The organism is Stenotrophomonas sp. KH_036_B (assembly GCF_057839485.1).
The window spans coordinates 3,929,870-3,949,689 of the sequence record NZ_CM174491.1; the positions used below are offsets into that span (position 1 = coordinate 3,929,870).

Annotated in this window: 20 protein-coding genes; 9 read left to right on the top strand and 11 right to left on the bottom strand. The window is 65.3% G+C overall.

Going from position 1 to position 19,820, the window contains the following annotated elements; all coding sequences use genetic code 11:
- Positions 1-42 precede the first annotated feature (42 nt).
- Positions 43-960, bottom strand: coding sequence for a bifunctional helix-turn-helix transcriptional regulator/GNAT family N-acetyltransferase (locus AC3ITN_RS17440; protein WP_489391321.1), 918 nt, complete (start codon positions 958-960; stop codon positions 43-45).
- A gap of 304 nt (positions 961-1,264) precedes the next feature.
- Between AC3ITN_RS17440 and AC3ITN_RS17445 the strand changes: the two genes are divergently transcribed.
- Together AC3ITN_RS17445 and AC3ITN_RS17450 are read left to right on the top strand one after the other, a co-directional pair.
- The gene (locus AC3ITN_RS17445) at positions 1,265-3,802 is read left to right on the top strand and encodes a TonB-dependent receptor plug domain-containing protein (protein WP_489391322.1); all 2,538 of its coding nucleotides are present in this window, start codon (positions 1,265-1,267) and stop codon (positions 3,800-3,802) included.
- Between the two features lie 247 nt (positions 3,803-4,049).
- The gene (locus tag AC3ITN_RS17450; protein ID WP_489391323.1) at positions 4,050-6,866 is read left to right on the top strand and encodes a PAS domain-containing protein; all 2,817 of its coding nucleotides are present in this window, start codon (positions 4,050-4,052) and stop codon (positions 6,864-6,866) included.
- A 23-nt stretch (positions 6,867-6,889) separates the two neighbouring features.
- Here the strand turns inward: AC3ITN_RS17450 and arsC are convergent, their stop codons facing one another.
- On the bottom strand, positions 6,890-7,309 hold the full coding sequence (gene arsC, locus AC3ITN_RS17455; protein WP_489391324.1) for an arsenate reductase (glutaredoxin): 420 nt from the start codon (positions 7,307-7,309) through the stop codon (positions 6,890-6,892).
- Complete coding sequence (gene arsH, locus AC3ITN_RS17460; RefSeq protein WP_489391325.1) at positions 7,306-8,046, bottom strand: arsenical resistance protein ArsH; 741 nt, start codon at positions 8,044-8,046, stop codon at positions 7,306-7,308. Before arsH ends, arsC begins: the two co-directional genes overlap by 4 nt.
- Before the next feature lie 39 nt (positions 8,047-8,085).
- Here arsH and AC3ITN_RS17465 point away from each other — a divergent pair, with 39 nt between their 5' ends.
- Positions 8,086-8,397: an ArsR/SmtB family transcription factor gene (locus AC3ITN_RS17465; RefSeq protein WP_489391326.1), complete on the top strand. Its 312-nt coding sequence runs from the start codon at positions 8,086-8,088 to the stop codon at positions 8,395-8,397.
- Positions 8,378-9,475: an ACR3 family arsenite efflux transporter gene (gene arsB, locus AC3ITN_RS17470; protein WP_489391327.1), complete on the top strand. Its 1,098-nt coding sequence runs from the start codon at positions 8,378-8,380 to the stop codon at positions 9,473-9,475. The genes AC3ITN_RS17465 and arsB overlap by 20 nt, the downstream gene beginning before the upstream one ends.
- Positions 9,476-9,491: 16 nt before the next feature.
- Here the strand turns inward: arsB and AC3ITN_RS17475 are convergent, their stop codons facing one another.
- Positions 9,492-9,872: a hypothetical protein gene (locus tag AC3ITN_RS17475; protein ID WP_489391328.1), complete on the bottom strand. Its 381-nt coding sequence runs from the start codon at positions 9,870-9,872 to the stop codon at positions 9,492-9,494.
- A 94-nt stretch (positions 9,873-9,966) separates the two neighbouring features.
- Complete coding sequence (locus AC3ITN_RS17480) at positions 9,967-10,860, bottom strand: LysR family transcriptional regulator (RefSeq protein WP_489391329.1); 894 nt, start codon at positions 10,858-10,860, stop codon at positions 9,967-9,969.
- 157 nt (positions 10,861-11,017) lie between these two features.
- Between AC3ITN_RS17480 and AC3ITN_RS17485 the strand changes: the two genes are divergently transcribed.
- The 4 genes from AC3ITN_RS17485 (at position 11,018) to AC3ITN_RS17500 (ending at position 14,281) form a co-directional block, all read left to right on the top strand.
- Positions 11,018-11,671 (top strand): hydrolase, encoded by a 654-nt coding sequence (locus AC3ITN_RS17485; RefSeq protein ID WP_313344383.1) that lies wholly within the window; start codon positions 11,018-11,020, stop codon positions 11,669-11,671.
- Positions 11,672-11,857: 186 nt separating this feature from the next.
- A complete protein-coding gene (locus AC3ITN_RS17490; RefSeq protein ID WP_489391330.1) occupies positions 11,858-12,874 on the top strand; it encodes a helix-turn-helix domain-containing protein in 1,017 nt (338 codons plus the stop codon).
- Positions 12,875-12,964: 90 nt separating this feature from the next.
- Positions 12,965-13,783: a type 1 glutamine amidotransferase domain-containing protein gene (locus AC3ITN_RS17495; RefSeq protein ID WP_489391331.1), complete on the top strand. Its 819-nt coding sequence runs from the start codon at positions 12,965-12,967 to the stop codon at positions 13,781-13,783.
- Between the two features lie 48 nt (positions 13,784-13,831).
- Positions 13,832-14,281 carry a nuclear transport factor 2 family protein gene (locus AC3ITN_RS17500; protein ID WP_489391332.1) on the top strand — a complete coding sequence of 150 codons (450 nt, stop codon included), beginning with the start codon at positions 13,832-13,834 and terminating at the stop codon, positions 14,279-14,281.
- 54 nt (positions 14,282-14,335) lie between these two features.
- Here the strand turns inward: AC3ITN_RS17500 and AC3ITN_RS17505 are convergent, their stop codons facing one another.
- The 5 genes from AC3ITN_RS17505 to AC3ITN_RS17525 form a co-directional block, all read right to left on the bottom strand.
- Positions 14,336-15,511: an ATP-binding protein gene (locus AC3ITN_RS17505; RefSeq protein ID WP_489391333.1), complete on the bottom strand. Its 1,176-nt coding sequence runs from the start codon at positions 15,509-15,511 to the stop codon at positions 14,336-14,338.
- Between the two features lie 218 nt (positions 15,512-15,729).
- On the bottom strand, positions 15,730-16,323 hold the full coding sequence (locus AC3ITN_RS17510) for a TetR/AcrR family transcriptional regulator (protein ID WP_489391334.1): 594 nt from the start codon (positions 16,321-16,323) through the stop codon (positions 15,730-15,732).
- 14 nt (positions 16,324-16,337) lie between these two features.
- Positions 16,338-16,937 (bottom strand): NAD(P)H-dependent oxidoreductase, encoded by a 600-nt coding sequence (locus tag AC3ITN_RS17515; RefSeq protein ID WP_489391335.1) that lies wholly within the window; start codon positions 16,935-16,937, stop codon positions 16,338-16,340.
- A gap of 344 nt (positions 16,938-17,281) precedes the next feature.
- Positions 17,282-17,593 (bottom strand): hypothetical protein, encoded by a 312-nt coding sequence (locus AC3ITN_RS17520; RefSeq protein WP_489391336.1) that lies wholly within the window; start codon positions 17,591-17,593, stop codon positions 17,282-17,284.
- 136 nt (positions 17,594-17,729) lie between these two features.
- Positions 17,730-18,143 (bottom strand): hypothetical protein, encoded by a 414-nt coding sequence (locus tag AC3ITN_RS17525; RefSeq protein ID WP_489391337.1) that lies wholly within the window; start codon positions 18,141-18,143, stop codon positions 17,730-17,732.
- Between the two features lie 191 nt (positions 18,144-18,334).
- Between AC3ITN_RS17525 and AC3ITN_RS17530 the strand changes: the two genes are divergently transcribed.
- Positions 18,335-18,910, top strand: coding sequence for a metal-dependent hydrolase (locus AC3ITN_RS17530; RefSeq protein WP_489391338.1), 576 nt, complete (start codon positions 18,335-18,337; stop codon positions 18,908-18,910).
- Here AC3ITN_RS17530 and AC3ITN_RS17535 read toward each other — a convergent pair.
- Positions 18,894-19,814: an AraC family transcriptional regulator gene (locus AC3ITN_RS17535; RefSeq protein ID WP_489391339.1), complete on the bottom strand. Its 921-nt coding sequence runs from the start codon at positions 19,812-19,814 to the stop codon at positions 18,894-18,896. The genes AC3ITN_RS17530 and AC3ITN_RS17535 overlap by 17 nt on opposite strands.
- Between the last annotated feature and the right edge of the window lie 6 nt (positions 19,815-19,820).

Genomic DNA, 19,820 nt, shown 5'->3' on the forward strand with positions numbered 1-19,820 from the left:
CTGTCGCCTCCCCTACGCAGAGCATACGGCCTGCAGCGCCCGCTACAAAACCTTCGCCCACAGCTGCGACACCTGCGGTTTGCCGAACAGATGCTCCTGCTGCTCGGTCAGCAGTTCAAAGCCACTCCTGGCATACAGATTGCATGCGTCGGTCAGCACCGCGTTGGTCCACAGCACCATGCGCTTGTAGCCCACCGCGCGCGCGAACGCGATGGCTTCGTCCACCAGCCGCTGGCCGATGCCCAGCCCGCGCGTGCTGGCGTCCACGTAGAGCAGCCGCAGCTTGGCGGTCTGCGCATCGTGGCGGACCACGAAGATGGAGCCCACCGCCGCACCGTCGTGCTCGGCGATCCAGCAGCGCTCGGTCTGCGGGTCGTGCTCGCGCACGTAGCGCGCGACGATGTCGGCCACCAGCGCTTCGAACTCTGCATTCCAGCCATATTCGCGCGCGTAGAGCGCGCCGTGCCGGTGCACGATCCAGCCCATGTCACCGGGCCGCGGGTCACGCAGTACAAAGCCACTGCCCGCGCCGTCCAGCAACGCCTGGATCTGCCGCATGGACTCCACCAGCTGATGGCGCCCGCTGTCGGTGAGGGCCCCGATCATCTCGCCCACGCTCTGGCTCGCGGCGCGGTCCAGGTCCTGGACGACCGCGCGCCCGGCATCGGTCAGGCCGAGCACACTGGCGCGTGCGTCCGCCGCCGAGGGCTGCCGGCTCACCCGTCCGCGCGCTTCCAGTCCGCCCAACAGCCGGCTGACATAGCCCGCGTTGAGGCCCAGCACCCGGCACAGGTCCGCGGCCGTCACCCCCCGACGGTCGGCAAGTTCAAACAGCACCCGTACTTCGGTGAGCGCCAGGTCGCTGCACAGCAGCGCCTCGTCCAGTACGCCGAGGCGACCGGTGTAGAAGCGGTTGAATGCGCGGACATGCGCGATATCGGAGGCGGTTGGCTCGGCCATGGCGGTGTCACTTATGTGCTTATGGCAAGTATTGATTGCCTATAACAACCATACAAGCCCTTTATGTGACCTGTTTCGCAGCGCATATCGTGAAAACGAAAGATTCGTTGCAGTACGGTTTACGTTCTGTTAATTCTTTGTGCAGCGCGTCAGGGGGATACCGAAGCGCAGGGAGAACCAACTGGATGAACACCTAACCGAACGACAACTCAGACTCTGACTGCAAGGTGCATGCATGAACTACGGCATAGGCAAGTGTGTTCACGCTCCAACCGCATTTTCGCCATTGGCCTCTGCAGTGAAGGTGGCCCTGGCCACTGCACTGCTGGTCACCAGTTCCGTCGCAGTCGCCCAGGACAGCAGCCCGCCGGGCAGCGCCGAGACCTCCACCCTGGACACGGTGTCGGTGCTGGGCAGCCGCACCAAGCCGCGTACCGTGTCGTCGTCGGCGGTGCCGATCGACATCATCAGCGGTGAGGAATTCCGCAACCAGGGCGCCACCGATGCGCTGGACCAGCTCAAGGTGCTGGTCCCCTCGTTCAACGTCAGCACCATTCCCATCGACGATGCCGCCAGCCTGATCCGCCCGGCCAACCTGCGCGGCCTGCCGCCGGACAACACCCTGCTGCTGGTCAACGGCAAGCGCTTCCACCGCGCGGCGGTGATCACCTTCCTCGGCCACGGGCTGTCCGATGGCGCGCAGGGACCCGATCTGTCGGTATTCCCGTCGCTGGCCCTGGAGCAGGTGGACGTGCTGCGCGACGGCGCGGCAGCCCAGTACGGCTCGGATGCCATCGCCGGCGTGATCAACTTCGGCCTGAAGAAGCTGCGCGAAGGTGGCACCGCCGAAGCCTTCGTCGGCCAGTTCTATGAAGGCGACGGACTCACCACGCAGTACTCGGCACAGATCGGTTTGCCGCTGACCGAGCGCGGCTTCGCCACCTTGACTGCCGAGTGGCGCAACGCCGATGACACCTCGCGCAGCGTGCAGCGCGACGACGCCGCCGCGGCCATCGCCGCCGGCTACCCGGGCGTGGGCCAGCCCGCGCAGGTCTGGGGCTCGCCCAAGGTCGACGACGACCTCAAGCTGGTCGCCAACCTGGGCCTGACCACCGACAGCGTGGACTTCTACCTGTTCGGCAACTACGCCAAGCGCGACGTCGACGGTGGGTTCTACTTCCGCGATCCCACCGCCCGCTCGGGCGTGTATTCCAATGACGGCGGCGAGACCCTGCTGGTGGGCAACCTCACCGGCGCCGGGGCCTGCCCGACCATTCCGCTGCGCGACGGCGGTGGCACCCTGCTGCCGTACACCACGGTGAGCGGGGCGGTGGCCGCGCTGCCGGCCAACTGCTACACCTTCCTGTCCAGCCTGCCGGGCGGCTTCACCCCGCGCTTCGGCGGCAAGCTGGAAGACGCGTCTGTGTTCGCCGGCGCCAAGGGCAACCTGGGCGAGTGGTACTGGGACGTGAGTGGTTCCTGGGGCCGCAACGATATCGAGTTCATCATCTACAACACGGTGAACGCCTCGCTCGGCCCGGCCCAGCCGGCCGGCCTGTACTTCCGTCCCGGTGGCAACACGCAGACCGAGAAGAGCGTCAACGTCGATGTGAGCCGCGACATCGCCACCAGCTTCACCAGCCAGCCGCTGCGCCTGGCGGCCGGTGCCGAGTGGCGTGAGGAGAGCTTCAAGATCAGCCCCGGCGATGGCCCGTCCACGGCCATCGGTCCGCTCACCCAGCAGGGCTTCGCACTGGGCTCCAACGGCTTCAACGGCTTCAGTTCGCGTACTGCCGGCACGTTCGACCGGCGCAACTGGGCCGCCTATGCCGACCTGGAGGCGCAGGTGACCGAGCGCCTGCTGCTGGCCGGCGCACTGCGCTTCGAAGACTACGATTCGTTCGGCAGCACCACCAACGGCAAGGTCACCGCGCGCTTCGACTTCAACGAGCACTTCGCCCTGCGCGGTGCCTACAACACCGGCTTCCGCGCGCCGACCCCGGGCCAGGCCAACATCAGCCAGATCAGCACCGTGTTCGGCGGCACCGCACTGGAAGACATCGCCACCCTGCCGCCCACCAATCCCATTGCCCAGCTCAAGGGCGCGCAGCCGCTGACCCCGGAAGAGTCGAAGAACATTTCGTTCGGCGCGGTCTGGACCGAGGGCGACTACCTGCTCACCCTGGACGGCTACCAGATCAAGGTGGAAGACCGCATCGCGCTCAGCACCAGTTTCGCGGTCACCCCGGAAGAACGCGCCGCGCTGGTGGCCGGCGGCAACCCGGAAGCGGCATCGATCTCGCAGGTCACCTATTTCGGCAATGCGTTCGACACCACCACCACCGGCGTGGACCTGGTCACCAGCTACCGCAGCGATCACTTCGGCGGCACCACCACCTACTCGCTGGCGGCCAACTGGAACCGCACCAAGGTGGACCGGTTCAACCCGGACTTCATCGACGAGGCCCGCGTGTACAAGCTGGAGAAGTCGCTGCCCAAGACCAAGGGCTACTTCAGCATCAACCACCAGCGCCAGATCTTCCACGCCAACCTGCGCTTCAACTACTACAGTTCCTGGTACGAGGACCACCTGGACAGCGGGGTGATCTCGGCCGACGACGGCGGCCTGCCGATCTACGGTGGCAGCGCGTTGATCGTCGATGCCGAAGTGGGCTGGAAATTCGACTCCGGGCTGTACTTCAGCCTGGGCGCGCAGAACCTGTTCGACCGCGTGCCGTCCGACAATCCGTGGGGTGGAGTGGCAGGTGCCCAGTACCCGGTGCACTCGCCGTACGGCTTCAACGGGGGCTTCTACTACGCCCGCGTGGGCTGGAAGTTCTAGGCAACAACGTTCCAGGCAGCACAGTGGGGAAACAGGCGGCGGGCCCTCGGGGGGCCCGCCGTCTTTTTTTGTGGAGGTCCGGCATGCTCCACTGCACGTTCAGCCATGCGTCACGAGAATCCAAACGATTCAGCAACATCCAGTACCACGCGCCCTGCATCCCGCCCCGCGCATACGCCACCGACACGGCTCGCGGCGATAATCGGCGTTGCCCTGCCCCGCCAGCCCCTACCACCGCGAGATCACCTTGAACCCATCGGATTCGCTAGACCCCCACGCCGAGCGCGACAGTGAACGCGTCAAGATGGCGCTGGCCGCCGGTGCGATCATCGGCACCTGGTTCTGGGACGTCGCCAAGGACAGCCTGACCATCGACGATGCGCTGGCGCGCGCGTTCGGGCTGGACCCGTCGGTGGGGCGCAGCGACCTTCGCCTGGACGAGGTGGTGACCGGTGTGCACCCGGCCGACCGCGCCGGGCTGCAACGCGCCATCGACGATGCCGTGCGAAGCGGAGGGCGCTATGCACACCAGTTCCGTACCCGCGGCAGCGACGGCGAGTACCGCTGGATCGAGGCCATCGGCCGGGTCGATCTGGACGCCAGCGGCAAGGCGGTCGAATTTCCCGGTGTCCTGATCGACATCGACGACCGCCTTCGCATCCAGGCCGAGCGCGACCAGGCACAGACGCTGCTGCGTTCCTTCGTGGAGGCGGCGCCCGGGGTGGTGTATGCCAAGGACCGGCAGGGGCGGATCCTGATCGGCAACCGCGGCACCACCGAACTGATCGGCGTACCGCCCGAGGCCTACGTGGGCCGCACCGACGCCGAGCTGCTGCAGGACCCGGTGCAGGCGGCGGCGGTGATGGCCACCGACGAGCGCATCATGGCCACCGGGCAGGTCGAGCAGCTCGAAGAGGTCGTGAGCTTCCCCGATGGGCGCCGCGCCACCTGGCTGTCCACCAAGGCACCGCTGCGCGATGCGCAGGGAACCGTCGTGGGCCTGGTCGGCACCTCGCTGGACATCACCGACCGCAAGGCCGCCGAAGCGCGCCATGCCGAAGTGGAAGAACGCTACCGGCTGGCCGCCCGCGCCACCAACGATGCGATCTGGGACTGGCGCATCTTCGATGGTCATGTGATCTGGAACGAGGCATTGACCACCCTGTTCGGCCACACGCACGTCGAGACCAGCGCGCAGTGGTGGCTGGATCACATCCACCCGGAGGAACGCGGACGCGTTGAAGCAGGCATCCATGCGGTCATCGAGGGCACTGACCTGTCCTGGTCCGACGAATACCGCTTCCTGCGCGCCGACGGCAGTTACGCCTCGGTGCTGGACCGCGGCACGGTCCTGCGCGGCACGGCAGGCGAACCGATCCGCATGATCGGCGCCATTCTTGATCTGTCCGGTCGCAAGGCGGCCGAAGCGGCCCTGGCCGAAAGCGAGGAACGCCTGCGCCTGGCCACCGAGGCAGGCGACATGGGCTTCTGGGATGTGGACTTCGTCCAGGATGTGCTGATCTGGCCGGCGCGGACCAAGGCGATGTTCGGCATGTCCTCCGACGCTGACGTGACCCTGGACGATTTCTATGCAGGGTTGCACCCCGATGATCGCGAGGCGACCAGCGCCGCGTTCGCCGCCGCCGCCGATCCGGTGCTGCGTGCCCTCTATGACGTGGAGTACCGCACCATCGGCAAGGAAGACGGTGTCGTGCGCTGGGTGGCCGCGAAGGGCCGTGGCCTGTTCGAGGGCGATCGCTGCGTGCGCGTCCTCGGCGTGGCCATCGACGTCACCGCGCGCAAGGCGGCCGATGCACGCCTGCAGGAATTGAACGAGCGCCTGGAAAGCCGCGTGCTCGAAGAAGTTGCCGAACGCTCGCGCGTTGAAGATGCCCTGCGCCAGAGCCAGAAGATGGAGGCCGTGGGCCAGCTCACCGGCGGCATCGCGCACGATTTCAACAACATGCTCACCACCGTGATCGGGCCACTGGACCTGCTGGAAACGCGGCTGGGCGACAGCGACCCGCGCACGAAGCGCTACATCCAGATGGCGCTGGACGGCGCACAACGCGCCGCGCTGCTCACCCAGCGGCTGCTGGCCTTTTCCCGCCGCCAGCCGCTGCAGCCGGTACCGGTGGACGCCAACCGCCTGGTGGCCGGCATGTCCGACCTGCTCACGCATTCGCTGGGCGGCAGCGTGCGCCTGCAGACCGCACTGGCCGACGGTCTGTGGTGGACGTACGCCGATGCGAACCAGCTGGAGAACGTGATTCTCAACCTGGCGGTGAACTCACGCGACGCCATGCCCGGCGGCGGCCGGCTTGCAGTGCAGACCACCAACTGCCAGGTCGATCCACGCACCGCCGACGCGCACCCCGGCGTCCCCGCCGGGCAGTACGTCCTCATCGCCGTGGCGGACACTGGCACCGGCATGACCCCGGACGTCATGGCCAAGGCATTCGAGCCTTTCTTCACCACCAAGCAGGTCGGGCAAGGCACCGGGCTCGGGCTCTCGCAGGTGTATGGCTTCGTCAAACAGTCGTCCGGCCATGTGAAGCTGCATTCGGAGGTCGGTAAAGGCACTACGGTGAACATCTATCTTCCCCGTCATACCGCCGGCCTGGATGCGGTGGGAAGCGAGGATCCGCGCACCACGCCGGCCAATCCCGGCCAGGGTCGCGAGCGGATCCTGGTGGTGGAGGACGAACCGGCGGTGCGCCAGTTCTCCGTCGACGTGCTGACCGAGCTGGGCTACCCGGTGCTTGCCGCTGATGGTGCCGCCGCCGCTCTGGCCCTGCTGGATGCGCATCCCGACGTCGCGCTGCTGTTCACCGACGTGGTCATGCCCGAGGTCAATGGGCGGCAGCTGGCCGACCAGGCGCTCCAACGGCGCCCGGACCTGAAAGTGCTGTTCACCAGCGGCTACAGCCGCAATGCGCTGGAAAGCGACGGCGTGCTGGACCCGGGTGTACAGCTGCTCGCCAAGCCCTTCACCGTGGAAGCGCTGGCAACCCGGATACGCGGGATGCTGGCGGATGCCGCATGGCCCAACGCCGCACCATAGGGCGGTCGGCGGCCATGGGTGGGTCAGCGCACCCGGTTGCCGGCCGGGTCGATCACCACTTCACCGTCTTCCTTGGTGAAGGGCGCGCTCACTGCGGGAAGAATCTCCAGCACCTGCTCGGACGGGCGGCACAGGCGGGTGCCGAGATCGGTCTGCACGAACGGGCGGTTGATCAGGATCGGATTGGCCAGCATCGCGTCCAGCAGTGCATCGTCGCTGAGCGTGGCGTCGTCCAGACCCAGCGCGGGGTACGCGGGTTCCTTCGCCCGGATGGCATCGCGCACGCTCAATCCGGCCGCTGAAATGAGTGCCGCCAGCTGGGCGCGCGTGGGCGGGTTGGCCACGTAGTCGATCACCTCCGGCTCGATGCCCGCATGGCGGATCAGTGCAAGCGTGTTGCGCGAGGTGCCGCATTTCGGGTTGTGGTAGATCACGGCGTTCATGCGCTTTCCTTCTGCGTAACGGTTGCTTCCACGACACCGGCCGCGGCGGCGAGCGCCGCAGCCTCGACCGCGCCCTTTCGTTCGCTGTAGCGGTCCACCAGGTACTCACTGCGTCCTCGCACCAACAGGGTGAACTTGACCAGTTCCTCCATGACGTCCACAACACGATCGTAGTACGGCGAGGGCTTCATACGCCCATCTTCGTCGAATTCCTGCCAGGCTTTCGGCACCGACGACTGGTTGGGGATGGTCACCATGCGCATCCACCGCCCCAGCACACGCAGCGCGTTGACTACATTGAAGGACTGCGAACCGCCGCTGACCTGCATCACTGCGAGCGTGCGTCCTTGGGTCGGTCGTACGCTCCCTTCCTCCAAGGGCAGCCAGTCGACCTGGTTCTTGAACACCGCCGTCAGCGTGCCGTGGCGCTCCGGACTGATCCACACGTGCCCCTCCGACCAGAGTGAGGCCTGACGCAGCTCCTGCACCTTGGGGTGCGTGGCCGCTACCGAGTCGAGCATGGGCAGTGCATGGGGGTCGAACAACCGCGTCTCCGCGCCGAGGTGCTCAAGTATCCGCTGCGCCTCCAGCGCCAGCTTCCTGCTGAAGGACTGAGGACGCAGGGAGCCGTACAGGATCAGAATCCTCGGGCGGTGCTGCGGAGCGGCCGCCGTTTCAAGCATGGCCGTCGAGGGAACGTCCACGGCGTCAGGGCTCAGGTTGGGATTCGCGTGCATGTACTTGTCCTGCGACTTTTGTTCCACTATTCTAGAATCATGGAACATTTAAATGCAACGCAGGCGCTTGCTGCGCTTGGCCAGGCCACCCGGCTCTCCATTTTTCGTCTCCTGGTCCAGGCTGGATCGGGCGGCAAGCTCGCAGGCGACATCGCCCATGCGCTGGTGTTGCCTGGCGCCACCTTGTCCTTTCACCTGAAGGAATTGCTGGCCGCAGGCCTGATTACCGCCGAGCAACGCGGCCGCACCATCTGCTACCGGGCCGAGTACCGTGCCATGAACGCGCTGCTGGCCTATCTGACCGAAAACTGCTGCGCTGAGGATCAGGCCTGTGATCGCCCCGGCTGCTGATCGCCCACCGGCGACTCCCGTGGCGGCGAAATCTCCACGCCTGTCCTTCCTGGACCGCTACCTCACGCTGTGGATCTTCGCGGCAATGGCTCTCGGTGTGGGCCTGGGCGCGGCATTCGATGCAATCCCCGTGGCACTGGAGGGAATGTCCATCGGCACCACCAACATTCCCATCGCCATTGGCCTCATCCTGATGATGTATCCGCCGCTGGCCAAGGTGAAGTACGAAGCCCTGCCCAAGGTATTCGCCGACAAGAGAGTGCTGGCGCTCTCCCTGGTGCAGAACTGGGTCATCGGACCGTTCCTGATGTTCGGCCTGGCCGCCCTGTTTCTGCACGACCATCCGGACTACATGACCGGCCTGATCCTGGTCGGCTTGGCGCGTTGCATTGCGATGGTGCTCGTATGGAACCAGCTGGCACGCGGCGACAGCGAGTATGTGGCGGCATTGGTGGCATTCAATTCAGTCTTCCAGATCGCTCTGTTCAGTGTCTATGCCTGGTTCTTCCTTTCCTGGCTGCCGCCCGTGTTCGGGCTTCAAAGCAGTGTCGTCGACGTGAGCTTCGCTCGCATCGCCGAGGCGGTGTTCATCTACCTGGGTATTCCGTTCGCAGCCGGGGCTGCCACCCGGCGCTGGTTGAAGGCGCGCAAGGGTGAGCGATGGTACGAAGACCGCTTCCTGCCATCCATCAGCCCGATCACCTTGGTGGCGTTGCTGTTCACGATCGTGGCGATGTTCAGTCTGAAGGGCGCGGATGTGCTGCGCATCCCGCTCGACGCGGTTCGCGTCGCCATTCCGCTCGCGCTCTACTTCTTCATCCAGTTCGGGCTCAGCTTCTGGATGGGAAGGCTTGTCGCCAAGGACTACCCGCGCACCACCGCCATCGCCTTCACTGCTGCAGGCAACAACTTCGAACTGGCCATCGCCGTCGCCATCGCGGCATTCGGTTTAGCCTCGCCAGTGGCGTTTGCCGCTGTCATCGGCCCGCTGGTGGAAGTACCTGTGCTGATTCTTCTTGTGCATGTGGCGCTTGGATTGGGTAGGCGCTGGTTTACCGCGCCTGCACCGGAGCGTTGAGGCCGCGCGCCCCTGCTCAATAGCATATCTGGCCATCTTCGAAATGGCCGGTGTAGACCACCGGCAATCCGCAGCGCAGCGGATGCTTCCGCCGGTCTTCGCCACGGTCCCGCAGTACGAGGAAGGTCGCGTAGCTGCGGCCATCCACCACGAAACACGGGCGGAAGACCCGGTTTGGCGCCGCCAGCTGGAAGGCCCCTGCTGCGTTGGTGACCACCGCCAGCTCACTGCCCTGCCTGCAATCGCGCGCATCCAGATCGGTTGATATCCAGACCTGCACACCGGCGCGCGGAACGCCCTCCACCGTAAAGGTCCCCTCCATCATCGATTGGGGAGACGGCGCGCAGCCCACGATGGCCGCGCACAGGGCACACAGAAGCAACGCCTTCGCCACCATCAGTTTCCTCTGTTCAATGGAGTGCCGTCTCGCTGCAGCGCACACCTATCTGGACGGGATCAGGAACGGGCGCTGCAACAAACGACTGCCGATCCTAGCCGGTCGCCGTGGGCGGTGTCGGCCCCTGGTCGAAACAGTCGATCAGCAACTCGGTCAGTGCGCGCACCTTCAGCGATGGATGCGGGCCCGGTGGCCGGATGACATAGATGCCGGCCGGCGGTGGCGGATAGCGCGGCATCACGTGGACCAGTTCACCCGCTTCCAGATGCGGCTGGGTGAGACCGTCCGGCAGCCAGGCGATGCCAAGCCCCGAGAGGGCCGCCGCCAGCAGCGCTGTGCCGTTGTCGGCCTTGAAGCGCCCTCGCGGATGCATCGTGACCACGGCGTCGCCATCCATGAACTGCCATGGCTCGGTTCCCTGCATCAGTGCCTCGTGAGCGGGCAACTCATCCGGGGTGTCGGGCGACCCATGCGCGTTCACATAGTCCGGGCTGGCGACAAGCCTTCCGTAGAGCGGCCCCACGCAGCGTGCCACCAGGTTCGAGTCCTGCAGATAGCCAACGCGCACGGCGCAGTCGAAGCCCTCTGCGACCAGATCGACGAAGCGGTCGCTGTAGGCGGCATGCACATGCAGTTGCGGGTGGCGCCGTGCCATCTGGGCGAAGACCGCGGCAAAGTGCGTGGGCCCGAACGTCAGCGGCGCCGCGATCCGTAAACGGCCGCGCAGGTCGCCGTTGGGCAGGATGGCCTCGCGGGCGGCGTCCATCTCCGCGCACGCGCGGGCGGCGTGTTCGCGAAACGTGGCCCCGGCTTCGGTGAGCGCCGCCCCGCGCGTGGTGCGTGCAAGCAGCTGCACGCCCAGCGCCGCTTCGAGCCGGGCAAGCCGGCGGCTGACGATGGACTTGGCCACGCCCAGCCGGCGCGCTGCAGGCGAAACACCCCCGGCGTCGGCCACTTCCACGAACGTGCGCAGGTCTTCGATATCCATTCTGGCCTCCCGGTACGTGGCACAGCCTGACACAGCCGCGGCCAGTTCAGCGTTCCGCATTCTGCGACACAGCATGGCGCGCGGCGCGGCTACCGCCGTACCGGGCGCGATGACAAGGTCTGTCTTCGCCTCACTCCACCCCACCCAGGATGAATTCATGACATTCCGTAACGGTCTTGACTCGCTGCTTCGCCCCGAAGATTCCGTGCTTGTCCTCATCGACCACCAGCCCTACCAGCTCACCAACCTCAACAGCCACGATCCGCAGACCGTGGTGAACAACGCCACCGCACTGGCCAAGATCGCCAAGGCCTTCAATGTGCCTACCATCCTCACCAGCGTCATCGCCGAGCGCGGCGGCCTCATTTTCCCGCACATCACCGATGTGTTCCCCGGCCAGGAGGTCATCGACCGCACCTTCATCAACACCTGGGAAGACAAGAAGGTGGTGGACGTGGTGAAAGCCACCGGCCGCAAGCAGCTCATCATCGCCGGCCTGTGGACCGAGATCTGCGTGGCCATGCCGGTCATCCAGGCGCTGGGCGAAGGCTGGGACGTCACCGTCATCACCGATGCCTGCGGCGCCGTGTCGGTGGAAGCGCACCAGGTGGCCATCCAGCGCATGATCGCGGCCGGCGCGAACGTGATGACCTGGCTCGCCCTTGCCGGCGAATGGCAGCGTGACTGGGCCCGCATGGAGCACGTGGCTGAGGTGACGGAGGTGTTCAAGCAGCACGCCGCCGGCAGCGGCATTGCCTACCTGTGGGAGCAGCAGCTGCTCAATACGCCGGTACCTGCGCCCGCTGCCTGAGTCCGCTTGAACACCGCTGTGTGGGCGTACGTCGCCCGCACAGCGTGCAGTGGAGCAGCGCCGCTGTCCCGGCGCATGGCCCGGGACAGCCGAACCACTCTGGTGGCCAGATCGGGCACGTGGGTGCATTTGCCGCATGCCAGATGCAAGAATGGCCGCAGCGCCAAGTGTTTCGATGGATCGACCATGCTGAGCCAGCATCTCCTGTTCTTCTTTGCCATGCTCGGCGCCTTCAATGGCATCGGGCTGGCGTCGTATCTCTGGTGGCGGGCCAGCGGCACACCCTCGCTGCGTTGGCTGTCGCTGCTCATCCTGGCCGTGGGCGTACGCACGGGAAAATCCGTGGCGTTCTATTTCTGGCCCGACATCCCCCTGATCGTCCTCCAGCTGGGCCTGACCGCCTGCTTCCTGATCGGGCCCTGCCTGTTCTTCCTGGTGCGTTCCTGCCAGAGCCATACGCCAGGCCCCAGCCGCGTGGACCGCTGGCATATCGCCGCGTTGCTGGCGATTGTCATCGGCGTCAATGTATTCCTGCCCTATACCGGGCACCCCGACCTGTGGCGGCACGTGATCACCCCCGGCATCAACCATGCCTGGCTGGTCTACCTGGTCCTGGCCACCGCCCTGCTGTACCGCCATCGCGCCCGGCTGGTCGGCGCACCCACCGGCCGGTTGCTGCTGGGCGTGCTGGTGGGGGTGTGGATCATCTGGACCGCGTACTTCACCGCCGGCTACACCTCTTACATCGTGGGCGCGCTGTCCTTCACCTTCATCCTCGCGCTGAGCGTGCTGGTCTACCTGCGCCAACGGTCTGGCCAGGCCACGGTTGAGCCTTACCAGGACCGCCGGATTCCCGAGACCGAGGCGGCCACCCAGCTGCAGGCGCTGGCCGACCTGATGGCGCAGGAGCGGTTGCACCTTGACCCCGGGTTGACCCTGCCCCGGGTGGCCCGCCGGCTGGGCATGCCGCAGACCCGGCTGTCGCAGCTGCTCAACGACAACAACCAGACCTCGTTCAAGCAGTACCTGGCGCAACTGCGGGTGGTGGAAGCCAGGACGTTGCTGCGGCAGGTGCCGCCCAAGCCGCTCGAGGTCGTGGCCGAGCAGGCCGGCTTCCAGTCGATGTCCACCTTCTACAGTGCCTTCAAGAAGCACGAGGGCATTACCCCGGCCGCGTTCCGGGCCGCCGCAGCGAACTCCTAGAATCGATTCCAGCAGTCCGGGAATGGCTTCCAACATATTGATTTGAAAGTGATTGGTTAGCGTACTGGCTCCTCCTGCGAGCCAGTATCCATGACCGCCTCCCGCTACCTCCTCTCTCTGCTGCTCCTGCTGGTGTCCAACCTCACCGGCGGTGTCTGCCTGGCCGGCGCCGCAGACGTGCCGGGGCGCCCCGACCCGGCGCGCGTGCTCTTCATCGTCTCCAGCGCCAAGGTCCACGGCGCCTCGTCGCTGCCCGCCAGTGTCAGCTTCGGCGAGGTCGTGCATGCCTGGGACACGTTCCACGCCGCCGGCTACGCCGTGGATTTCGTCTCGCCCGACGGCGGTGACGTGCCGATCCTGGACGCCTATGTCAGCGACGATGTGGAAGCGCGTTTGAAAGACGCGCGCATCATGACCGGCCTGCGCAACACCGCCAGGCCCGACCAGATCGATCCCTCCCGCTACCGCGCCGTGTATTACGTTGGCGGCAGCAACGCCATGTACGGCGTGCCGGAGAACCTCGCCCTGCAGCGCATTGCCCTGCATGTGTACGAGCGCAACGGCGGGGTGGTGTCGGCGGTGTGCCACGGCACGGCCGGCATCGTGAACCTCACCCTTGCCGGTGGCCAGAACCTGATGACCGGCAAGCGCATCACCGGCTTCCCCGAGCAGCACGAGGATGCCGATGCCGCCTACTTCCGCGAGTTCCCGTTCCTGATGGGCAAGACCGTCAAGGCCCGCGGCGGCCTGTTCAGTGCCATCGACAGCGAAGACCCCTATGTCCAGGTGGATGGCCGCGTGGTGACCGGGCAGAACTACGCCTCTGCCAGACCCGTCGCCGAAGCCGTCGTTGAAGTGCTTCGCAAGAGCGCTTCCAAGCAGCCGGCAGACAGCGCGGCCAGCAACTGATCCGCCACGCCACATATCCCCCCGAACCCAACCCAGACCAGGAATTCCATGAAGATCGCAATCCGAACCCTCTGCCTTTCCGCCGCCCTTGCGCTGCTTCCCGCCACCGTCATGGCGCAGACCAATGATCGAGCAGCCGTTGACCAGGTCATGCAAACGATGATGCGCGGCTTCGAAGCCGGCGACCCCACGATCATTCTGCAGGTGCTCAGGAAAGACGGCGTAGTCGTGGGCTACTCGCCGGTCACCAAGGGCATGATGCAGGTCAGCGCGGAAGAATGGGCCAAGGGCTTTCCCGGCGCACCGGCCGCCGATGAGGACAAGCGCCAACGCAAGTACGAGATCCTGGACGTGACCCCGCACGGCGCATTGGTGAAAGTCTCCCTGGACTACCCGCGCTGGGATGGCGTGGACTACCTCGGCCTGGCCAAGATCGACGGCAAGTGGATGATCATCAGCAAATCGTGGACCGGCACAAGCAAGCCGGCTGCGCCGTAAGGCGGTTGCGCACCTGAGAGGACTTGATGCTGAAGGCGCCGTCCAATGGCGCCTTCATGCTGTGGGTGGCCACTCGCCGCGCGCCGTCAACTGTTCGTACCACTCGACCTTGCCCAGGTCGTCAAGGCCATACTCCCCCCTGTTGGACTTCCACACCATGGGCGGGTCCAGCTTGCGTAGCGCCTCCAATGCGCCTTGCACCAATGTAGCGGTCGCCCTCTTTCCCACTACATCGCCAATTGCCTTCAGCGTAGTGGCCCCGTAGGGACTAAACGTTTCGCCGCTCTCCATAAGCACGGTCAGTATCGCTTTCTGCATCGCGGTGCGTGCAATGAAGCGATCCGCATACTGCTCGTACTCGGCCCGTATGATTGCCTGCGCGTGGTCAAGCACTGCCGCCTCAAAGGCCAAGCCTCCACAGGTGACGGGATTCAGGGCGTTGCTGATGGCATCGTCCATCACTTTCGGCCGATGACCGAGGACTTCAAATGCATGGCTTAGTGCGCCGATCTTGATTGATCCGAGCTTCGGATTGCTTTGCGCAAGCAGGCCACTCAGCCAACCGACGTAGTAGCCGTCGAGCAGCGGAAGCAACTTCACCTTTGAGCCGTAGAACGCAGCTGCTTTTGAATTGGTCAATCGGCCGAGTTTGTCGCGGTCAGAGCCGGACATGACAAGCATGAGAACGATGTTGTCAGGTTGATTGAGCGTATCGCGGGCAGCCTTCAGCTCTTTCAGCACATCCTCCCCACGCGGGCTGACCGTCAGATGTTGTGCCTCGTCCAGAATCAGCGCTATGGCCTTTCCCGTCACCTCCGCAAGCTCGCGCAGAGCTGCCATCAGCGACGAGCCGGGCGCCTTGCCGATTCTGGTCGGGTCGAATGCCAGCGATCCGGCGCCAGCGCCGATCTGCACGTTTGACAGCGCGGTGCGCTCGGCCATTCTGGCGACAAAGCCTGCGTTGGCAAGCAGAGCGCGGCTGATCTCGGCGTAGAGCAATTCTGCCGGGTCAAGGCGCAGGTTTGACCAGAAGTCCAGGTAGATCACTTCGGCACCGAGCGCCTCCAGGGCTGGCCGCAAATCGCCCTTGAGAAAGGTGGACTTACCGGTACGCCTCGGTGCGGCGAGGAACAGCCCGTCCGCGTCGCTGTTCCACTTCTGGCGACCTGACACGGAGGCAGCCATCTTTGCCGCAAGCTCAGGGCGCTCAAATCGCAACTTGCCGGTCATTACACACCAATTATTAGGCGGCTTTGTAAATTACAAAGCTGACTAATAATTGGGTAGTAATTCGATGCTCACGCGAAGAGCCGGAGTGACGCATTCGCCCAAATTTGGTGTTTAAGACGTTGATCTCTTTACGGAAGAATCGATGGATGCCAACGACATCCGACAGACCTTCAACCCAGGACATGGGACCGAACGCGTCAAGATGGCCCGATTGCAGGTCAGCCGCGCTTGATGATCGAGACGATCACCCGCTCCAGCTCAGCTTCTGCCACCGCCTGTTCCACCAGCCCAGCGGCAACTGCCTCGGACAGTGATTCAGCGGCGCCCAGCATCGCCCAGAACCCTGCTTCCGGCACATTGCCAGCGGTCGCAAAGTCGCCCAGCCATCCGGCGCATTTTTCAACGAACTCCTGCTGATACCGCCGCTTCACCTCCATCAACTCCGGCGACCCCGCCAGCGCGGCCAGTATTCCCTGGATCTCGCTGCCCTGTGACAGCACGCAGTCGATGTACCCGCCGGCAATCGCCCGCGCGCGGTCCCTCAGCTGCGCCTTCGCCTTGCCGATGCGCTCTTCGAACACCGCCGTCTGGCGCTGGTCGTAGTCCTGATAGAGCGCTGCCAGCAGACCGTTGCGGGTGACGAAGTGGTCGTAGGCCACCGGCTTGGTAACCCCGGCCGCCTCGGCCAGCCGCCCCAGCGAAAGCGCATCGGTGCCCTCTTCGCCCACCAGCGCCCACGCCACGTCCAGCAGTTGGCGGGTACGCTGTTCGCGCGGCATGCGGCGGCGGGGTGGTTCAGGGCGGGCAGGCATCGAAGTGGCAGCAGTCACGCGGCAGCAGAGGTCCCAATGGTACGACCGATATCACCAGCAGTGCGCAGGTTGGCGTCGGCGTTGCCGCTGGCGGACTCCAGCAGCAGCGTCGACGACTGCACGCGCGCGCCGCAGTAGTCGAAGATGCCCATGTCGATCTGCGTCTTCATCGCCGCACCATAGCCACGTCGCTCGATCATGCCGGCATCCGCGCCGCCCAAGCCAACCAGGTGCACCTGCAGGCGTTGGAGCTTCTTTTCCACTTTGCCATCGGCCCCGTCCGCATAGGCCCAGCCCTGGGTGAACACCCGGTCGATCCAGCCTTTCAGCAATGCCGGGAACGACCACCAGTACAGCGGATAGACCAGCACCAGCGTATCGGCGCGATCGATGCGGGCGTGCTCGGCCACAACGTCCGCAGGTGGTGGTGCCGTCATGCGGAACAGCGCGTTGTCGGACTGGTTGAAGCGGGGGTCGAAGCCCTCTGCGGCCAGATCGGCGATTTCGATGCTGTTGCTACCGTGGGCGGCCAGGACGGCATCGCCGATCCGGTTCGCTACCGCATGGGTCAGCGAACCGGGTTCGGGATGGGCTACTACGATCAGGCTGTGCATGGGATGACCCTTTGACTGACATTACCTACCAAAGGTAACATCACACATCCAGGTCACCAGTGCCGCCGCTGGAACGCTGTTTTCGCATCGGCGGCCGTTCAGTACTTCGGGTTCTCCGCCAACGACTCGCACCACCCGCCTTCCTTGCGTGCGACCGTCTCCTCACCGTCGTCTTCGTAGACAAACGCAGACGATTCGGGTGGTATCGCGCGGAGCACCGCGCGGGCGGTGGCGCCGGTGTGATCATCATGATGTCGATGAGACCTTCGCTGGCGTCGACGCACACCTTTGCACCTTGAGACGGCCCGCCACGTCGCGCAACGTAGCCGGGATCACAGCCTGTGCTAACGATATCCGTTACGGAAAAGCACGTGGCTGATTTCCAGCTGTTGAGAGCCTTGGTCCGGCAGCATTCCATCGGCGCCGGGAACGCCCACCTCGAACCCCTCCTCAACGTCCTCGAAGTACATGAGACCCATGGGAAGGTGCGCCACAATCCACACGTCCTCCACGCTCCCTAAGCGATGCAGGCCGACGCGCTGGAACGGGACGCGAAACCGTGAGAAATCTACCCGCTGTTGTGCCGTACAGCGCTCAAGCTGTTCCTGAACTACTTCGTTCAACTCGTCCAGGGTAATGGGCTTCCACGTATTCAATAGTGCACCTTGGATATCCTTGTATGGAGCATCTGGGCCGACTGCTTCCCGGCAACTACCGTCCGGGACGATACCAACGCAATGTAGTCGCGTGTCTATGCTTCGCCAGCCCGCGAGGAAGTCGATACAGGTGCCATCAACCGGGTCCAGTCCACCTGCCGCCAAACACGTTCACGCGCAGGGCCCTGAACTTCCTGGTCATGCACCACTGGAGAATCCGCTCGACGTCAGCGCCAGTAGGTGCGCCCTCGCGCAGTAATACGCGCAACTTTGGACGCAGCTCGATCAAGTGGCCCACCGTCGCTGCACGCTCCGCATCAGGGAACGCGGGGCCGATCACCAGGATGGACCGGAGGCAGCATCCGTGTACGGCCGGGTGTGGATCCGACTGCACTTCAATCACGATATCGAACCCGGTGTCTGGCTGCCATATACGCAGGACGTCCACCGGCTCATCGCCCACGAATTTTCGTCTGAAGGCGTTGAATTCTGTCGTGCTGGAGACAAGCGCCCATTCGAAGGCGTTGCCGCACACTGTTACACGTGCCATCCGACGCCCCTTCCGCGTAATCTGGTGCGGACCCTGAGCCCGGATCTTATGCTGCGTCCGGTCAGCGATCCAGTCCAAGCCGACAGCTGCTACCCGCCCGGCAGGTGCTTCATGCCCGCCACACAATCGCTCCTTGGTCGCCTCACCTCGCGGCAGCACGCTTGCAGCTCTGCCACTGCCGAACTTCCGCCATGTCGTCCATCGCAGGCCATGCCGCCGCAGGCATCACCGCCTACCTCTGCTGCAACAGAGGGCACAGCGCTTCCTCACGCTGGGCGCTGGCGCCGTTCGCCTTCCTGGCCGTCTGCCCGGATCTTGATTACCTTGCCGTCTGGCTGATCCATTACGACGCCACGCCACGGTTCACCCACAGCCTAGCCTTCGGGATGGGGACTGCCTTGCTTGTTCACTGGGCAGCACGCACGTCCACCAACGCACGTCTGCCACTGGGTTGGCTGATGGCGGCCAGCGTGTCGCACCCGGTCCTTGACCTGCTGGTTGGCGCACACCCGGTGCCGTTGCTCTGGCCATTCGGTGCAGAGCTCGCCGTTGCAGTGGGCGTTCTTCCCAGCGCAGGTGCGCCTTCGCTGGGAAACTACTTCCTGTGGCGAAACCTGCTCATCGAACTCGGCGTGTTGTTGCCGGTTTTCGCGTTGACGGTTGCCGTGTCGCGGCGCGTCAGCATGGGTCGGCTCGCTGCCTGGGCGGCGTGCGTCGCGCCGGTGTGGGGGCTGTTGCTTGGCTGGTCGATCAGCCTTGTCCGATGAGCACCGCGTTGGTCTCCCCACGCGCAAACCGCGCCGGTGTCATCCCCACCTGTCGCGCGAAGGCCACACCAAACGTCACTGCGCTGGCATAGCCCGCCCGTTCGGCCACCTGTTCAAGGCTGAGTTCGCGCCCACGCAGCAGGCGCTTGGCCAGCGCCATGCGCCAGGTGAGCAGGTACTCCATCGGTGCCACGCCCACCACCTTGGTGAAGCGCGCAGAGAATGCCGAGCGGGAGAGCGCGGATTCCGCCGCCAGCGTCACTACGCTCCAGCCATGTCCGGGCTGCGCATGCACCGCCCGCAGCGCGGCAGCCAGCCGCTCGTCGGCCAGGCCACGCACCAGGCCGGTGCCTTCCGCAGGACCCGCGCGGCTGCGCAGCGCCTCAATCAACAGCACTTCCAGCAGGCGCTCCAGCACCACCTCGCGCGCCGGCCGCCGGGAGCGCGCCTCCTCGCCGACCATCTGCACCAGTGCCGCCAGCCGCGGCTCGCCGCGCACATGCACCCGCTCGGGCAGCAGGGAGACCAGCAGCGCTGCATCGGGCGAGCCGAACTGGCAGTGGCCAAGCTGCACGCGCACGTCGGCTGGCCCGTCCTGGCGCCCGATGCGGAAATGGTCCTCGCCAATGCGGGTGGGAACGCTGTATTCGGTGTCGGGCGGGGCGTGCGCGCTGGCGTGCTCCAGCGTCTTCGCAGCGGGTATCAGCACGAAGTCACCGGCCTTCAGGAGCAGCGGCGGCCGCCCATCGACCGACAGCCAGCACTCGCCCTCCAGCACGGCCGCATAGAACGGCTCGCCCTGCCCTTCCCGGAAAACACGCCAGTCGCCTGCGCCTTCCACCCGTTTGGAGAACCGCGCCGCCGGCTGCAGCAGGGAAACAACCTCGGAGAGGGGATCGGCCACCACAGG

Excerpts from the sequence above, each read along its gene's own strand:
- AC3ITN_RS17475 (WP_489391328.1), bottom strand. The coding sequence starts at position 9,872 with ATGGTGGCGAAGGCGTTGCTTCTGTGTGCCCTGTGCGCGGCCATCGTG.
- arsC (WP_489391324.1), bottom strand. The coding sequence starts at position 7,309 with ATGAACGCCGTGATCTACCACAACCCGAAATGCGGCACCTCGCGCAAC.
- AC3ITN_RS17510 (WP_489391334.1), bottom strand. The coding sequence starts at position 16,323 with ATGCCTGCCCGCCCTGAACCACCCCGCCGCCGCATGCCGCGCGAACAG.
- AC3ITN_RS17485 (WP_313344383.1), top strand. The coding sequence starts at position 11,018 with ATGACATTCCGTAACGGTCTTGACTCGCTGCTTCGCCCCGAAGATTCC.
- AC3ITN_RS17515 (WP_489391335.1), bottom strand. The coding sequence starts at position 16,937 with ATGCACAGCCTGATCGTAGTAGCCCATCCCGAACCCGGTTCGCTGACC.
- AC3ITN_RS17500 (WP_489391332.1), top strand. The coding sequence starts at position 13,832 with ATGAAGATCGCAATCCGAACCCTCTGCCTTTCCGCCGCCCTTGCGCTG.
- AC3ITN_RS17530 (WP_489391338.1), top strand. The coding sequence starts at position 18,335 with ATGTCGTCCATCGCAGGCCATGCCGCCGCAGGCATCACCGCCTACCTC.
- AC3ITN_RS17505 (WP_489391333.1), bottom strand. The coding sequence starts at position 15,511 with ATGACCGGCAAGTTGCGATTTGAGCGCCCTGAGCTTGCGGCAAAGATG.
- AC3ITN_RS17480 (WP_489391329.1), bottom strand. The coding sequence starts at position 10,860 with ATGGATATCGAAGACCTGCGCACGTTCGTGGAAGTGGCCGACGCCGGG.
- arsH (WP_489391325.1), bottom strand. The coding sequence starts at position 8,046 with ATGCACGCGAATCCCAACCTGAGCCCTGACGCCGTGGACGTTCCCTCG.
- AC3ITN_RS17490 (WP_489391330.1), top strand. The coding sequence starts at position 11,858 with ATGCTGAGCCAGCATCTCCTGTTCTTCTTTGCCATGCTCGGCGCCTTC.
- AC3ITN_RS17525 (WP_489391337.1), bottom strand. The coding sequence starts at position 18,143 with ATGGCACGTGTAACAGTGTGCGGCAACGCCTTCGAATGGGCGCTTGTC.
- AC3ITN_RS17440 (WP_489391321.1), bottom strand. The coding sequence starts at position 960 with ATGGCCGAGCCAACCGCCTCCGATATCGCGCATGTCCGCGCATTCAAC.
- AC3ITN_RS17495 (WP_489391331.1), top strand. The coding sequence starts at position 12,965 with ATGACCGCCTCCCGCTACCTCCTCTCTCTGCTGCTCCTGCTGGTGTCC.
- AC3ITN_RS17465 (WP_489391326.1), top strand. The coding sequence starts at position 8,086 with ATGGAACATTTAAATGCAACGCAGGCGCTTGCTGCGCTTGGCCAGGCC.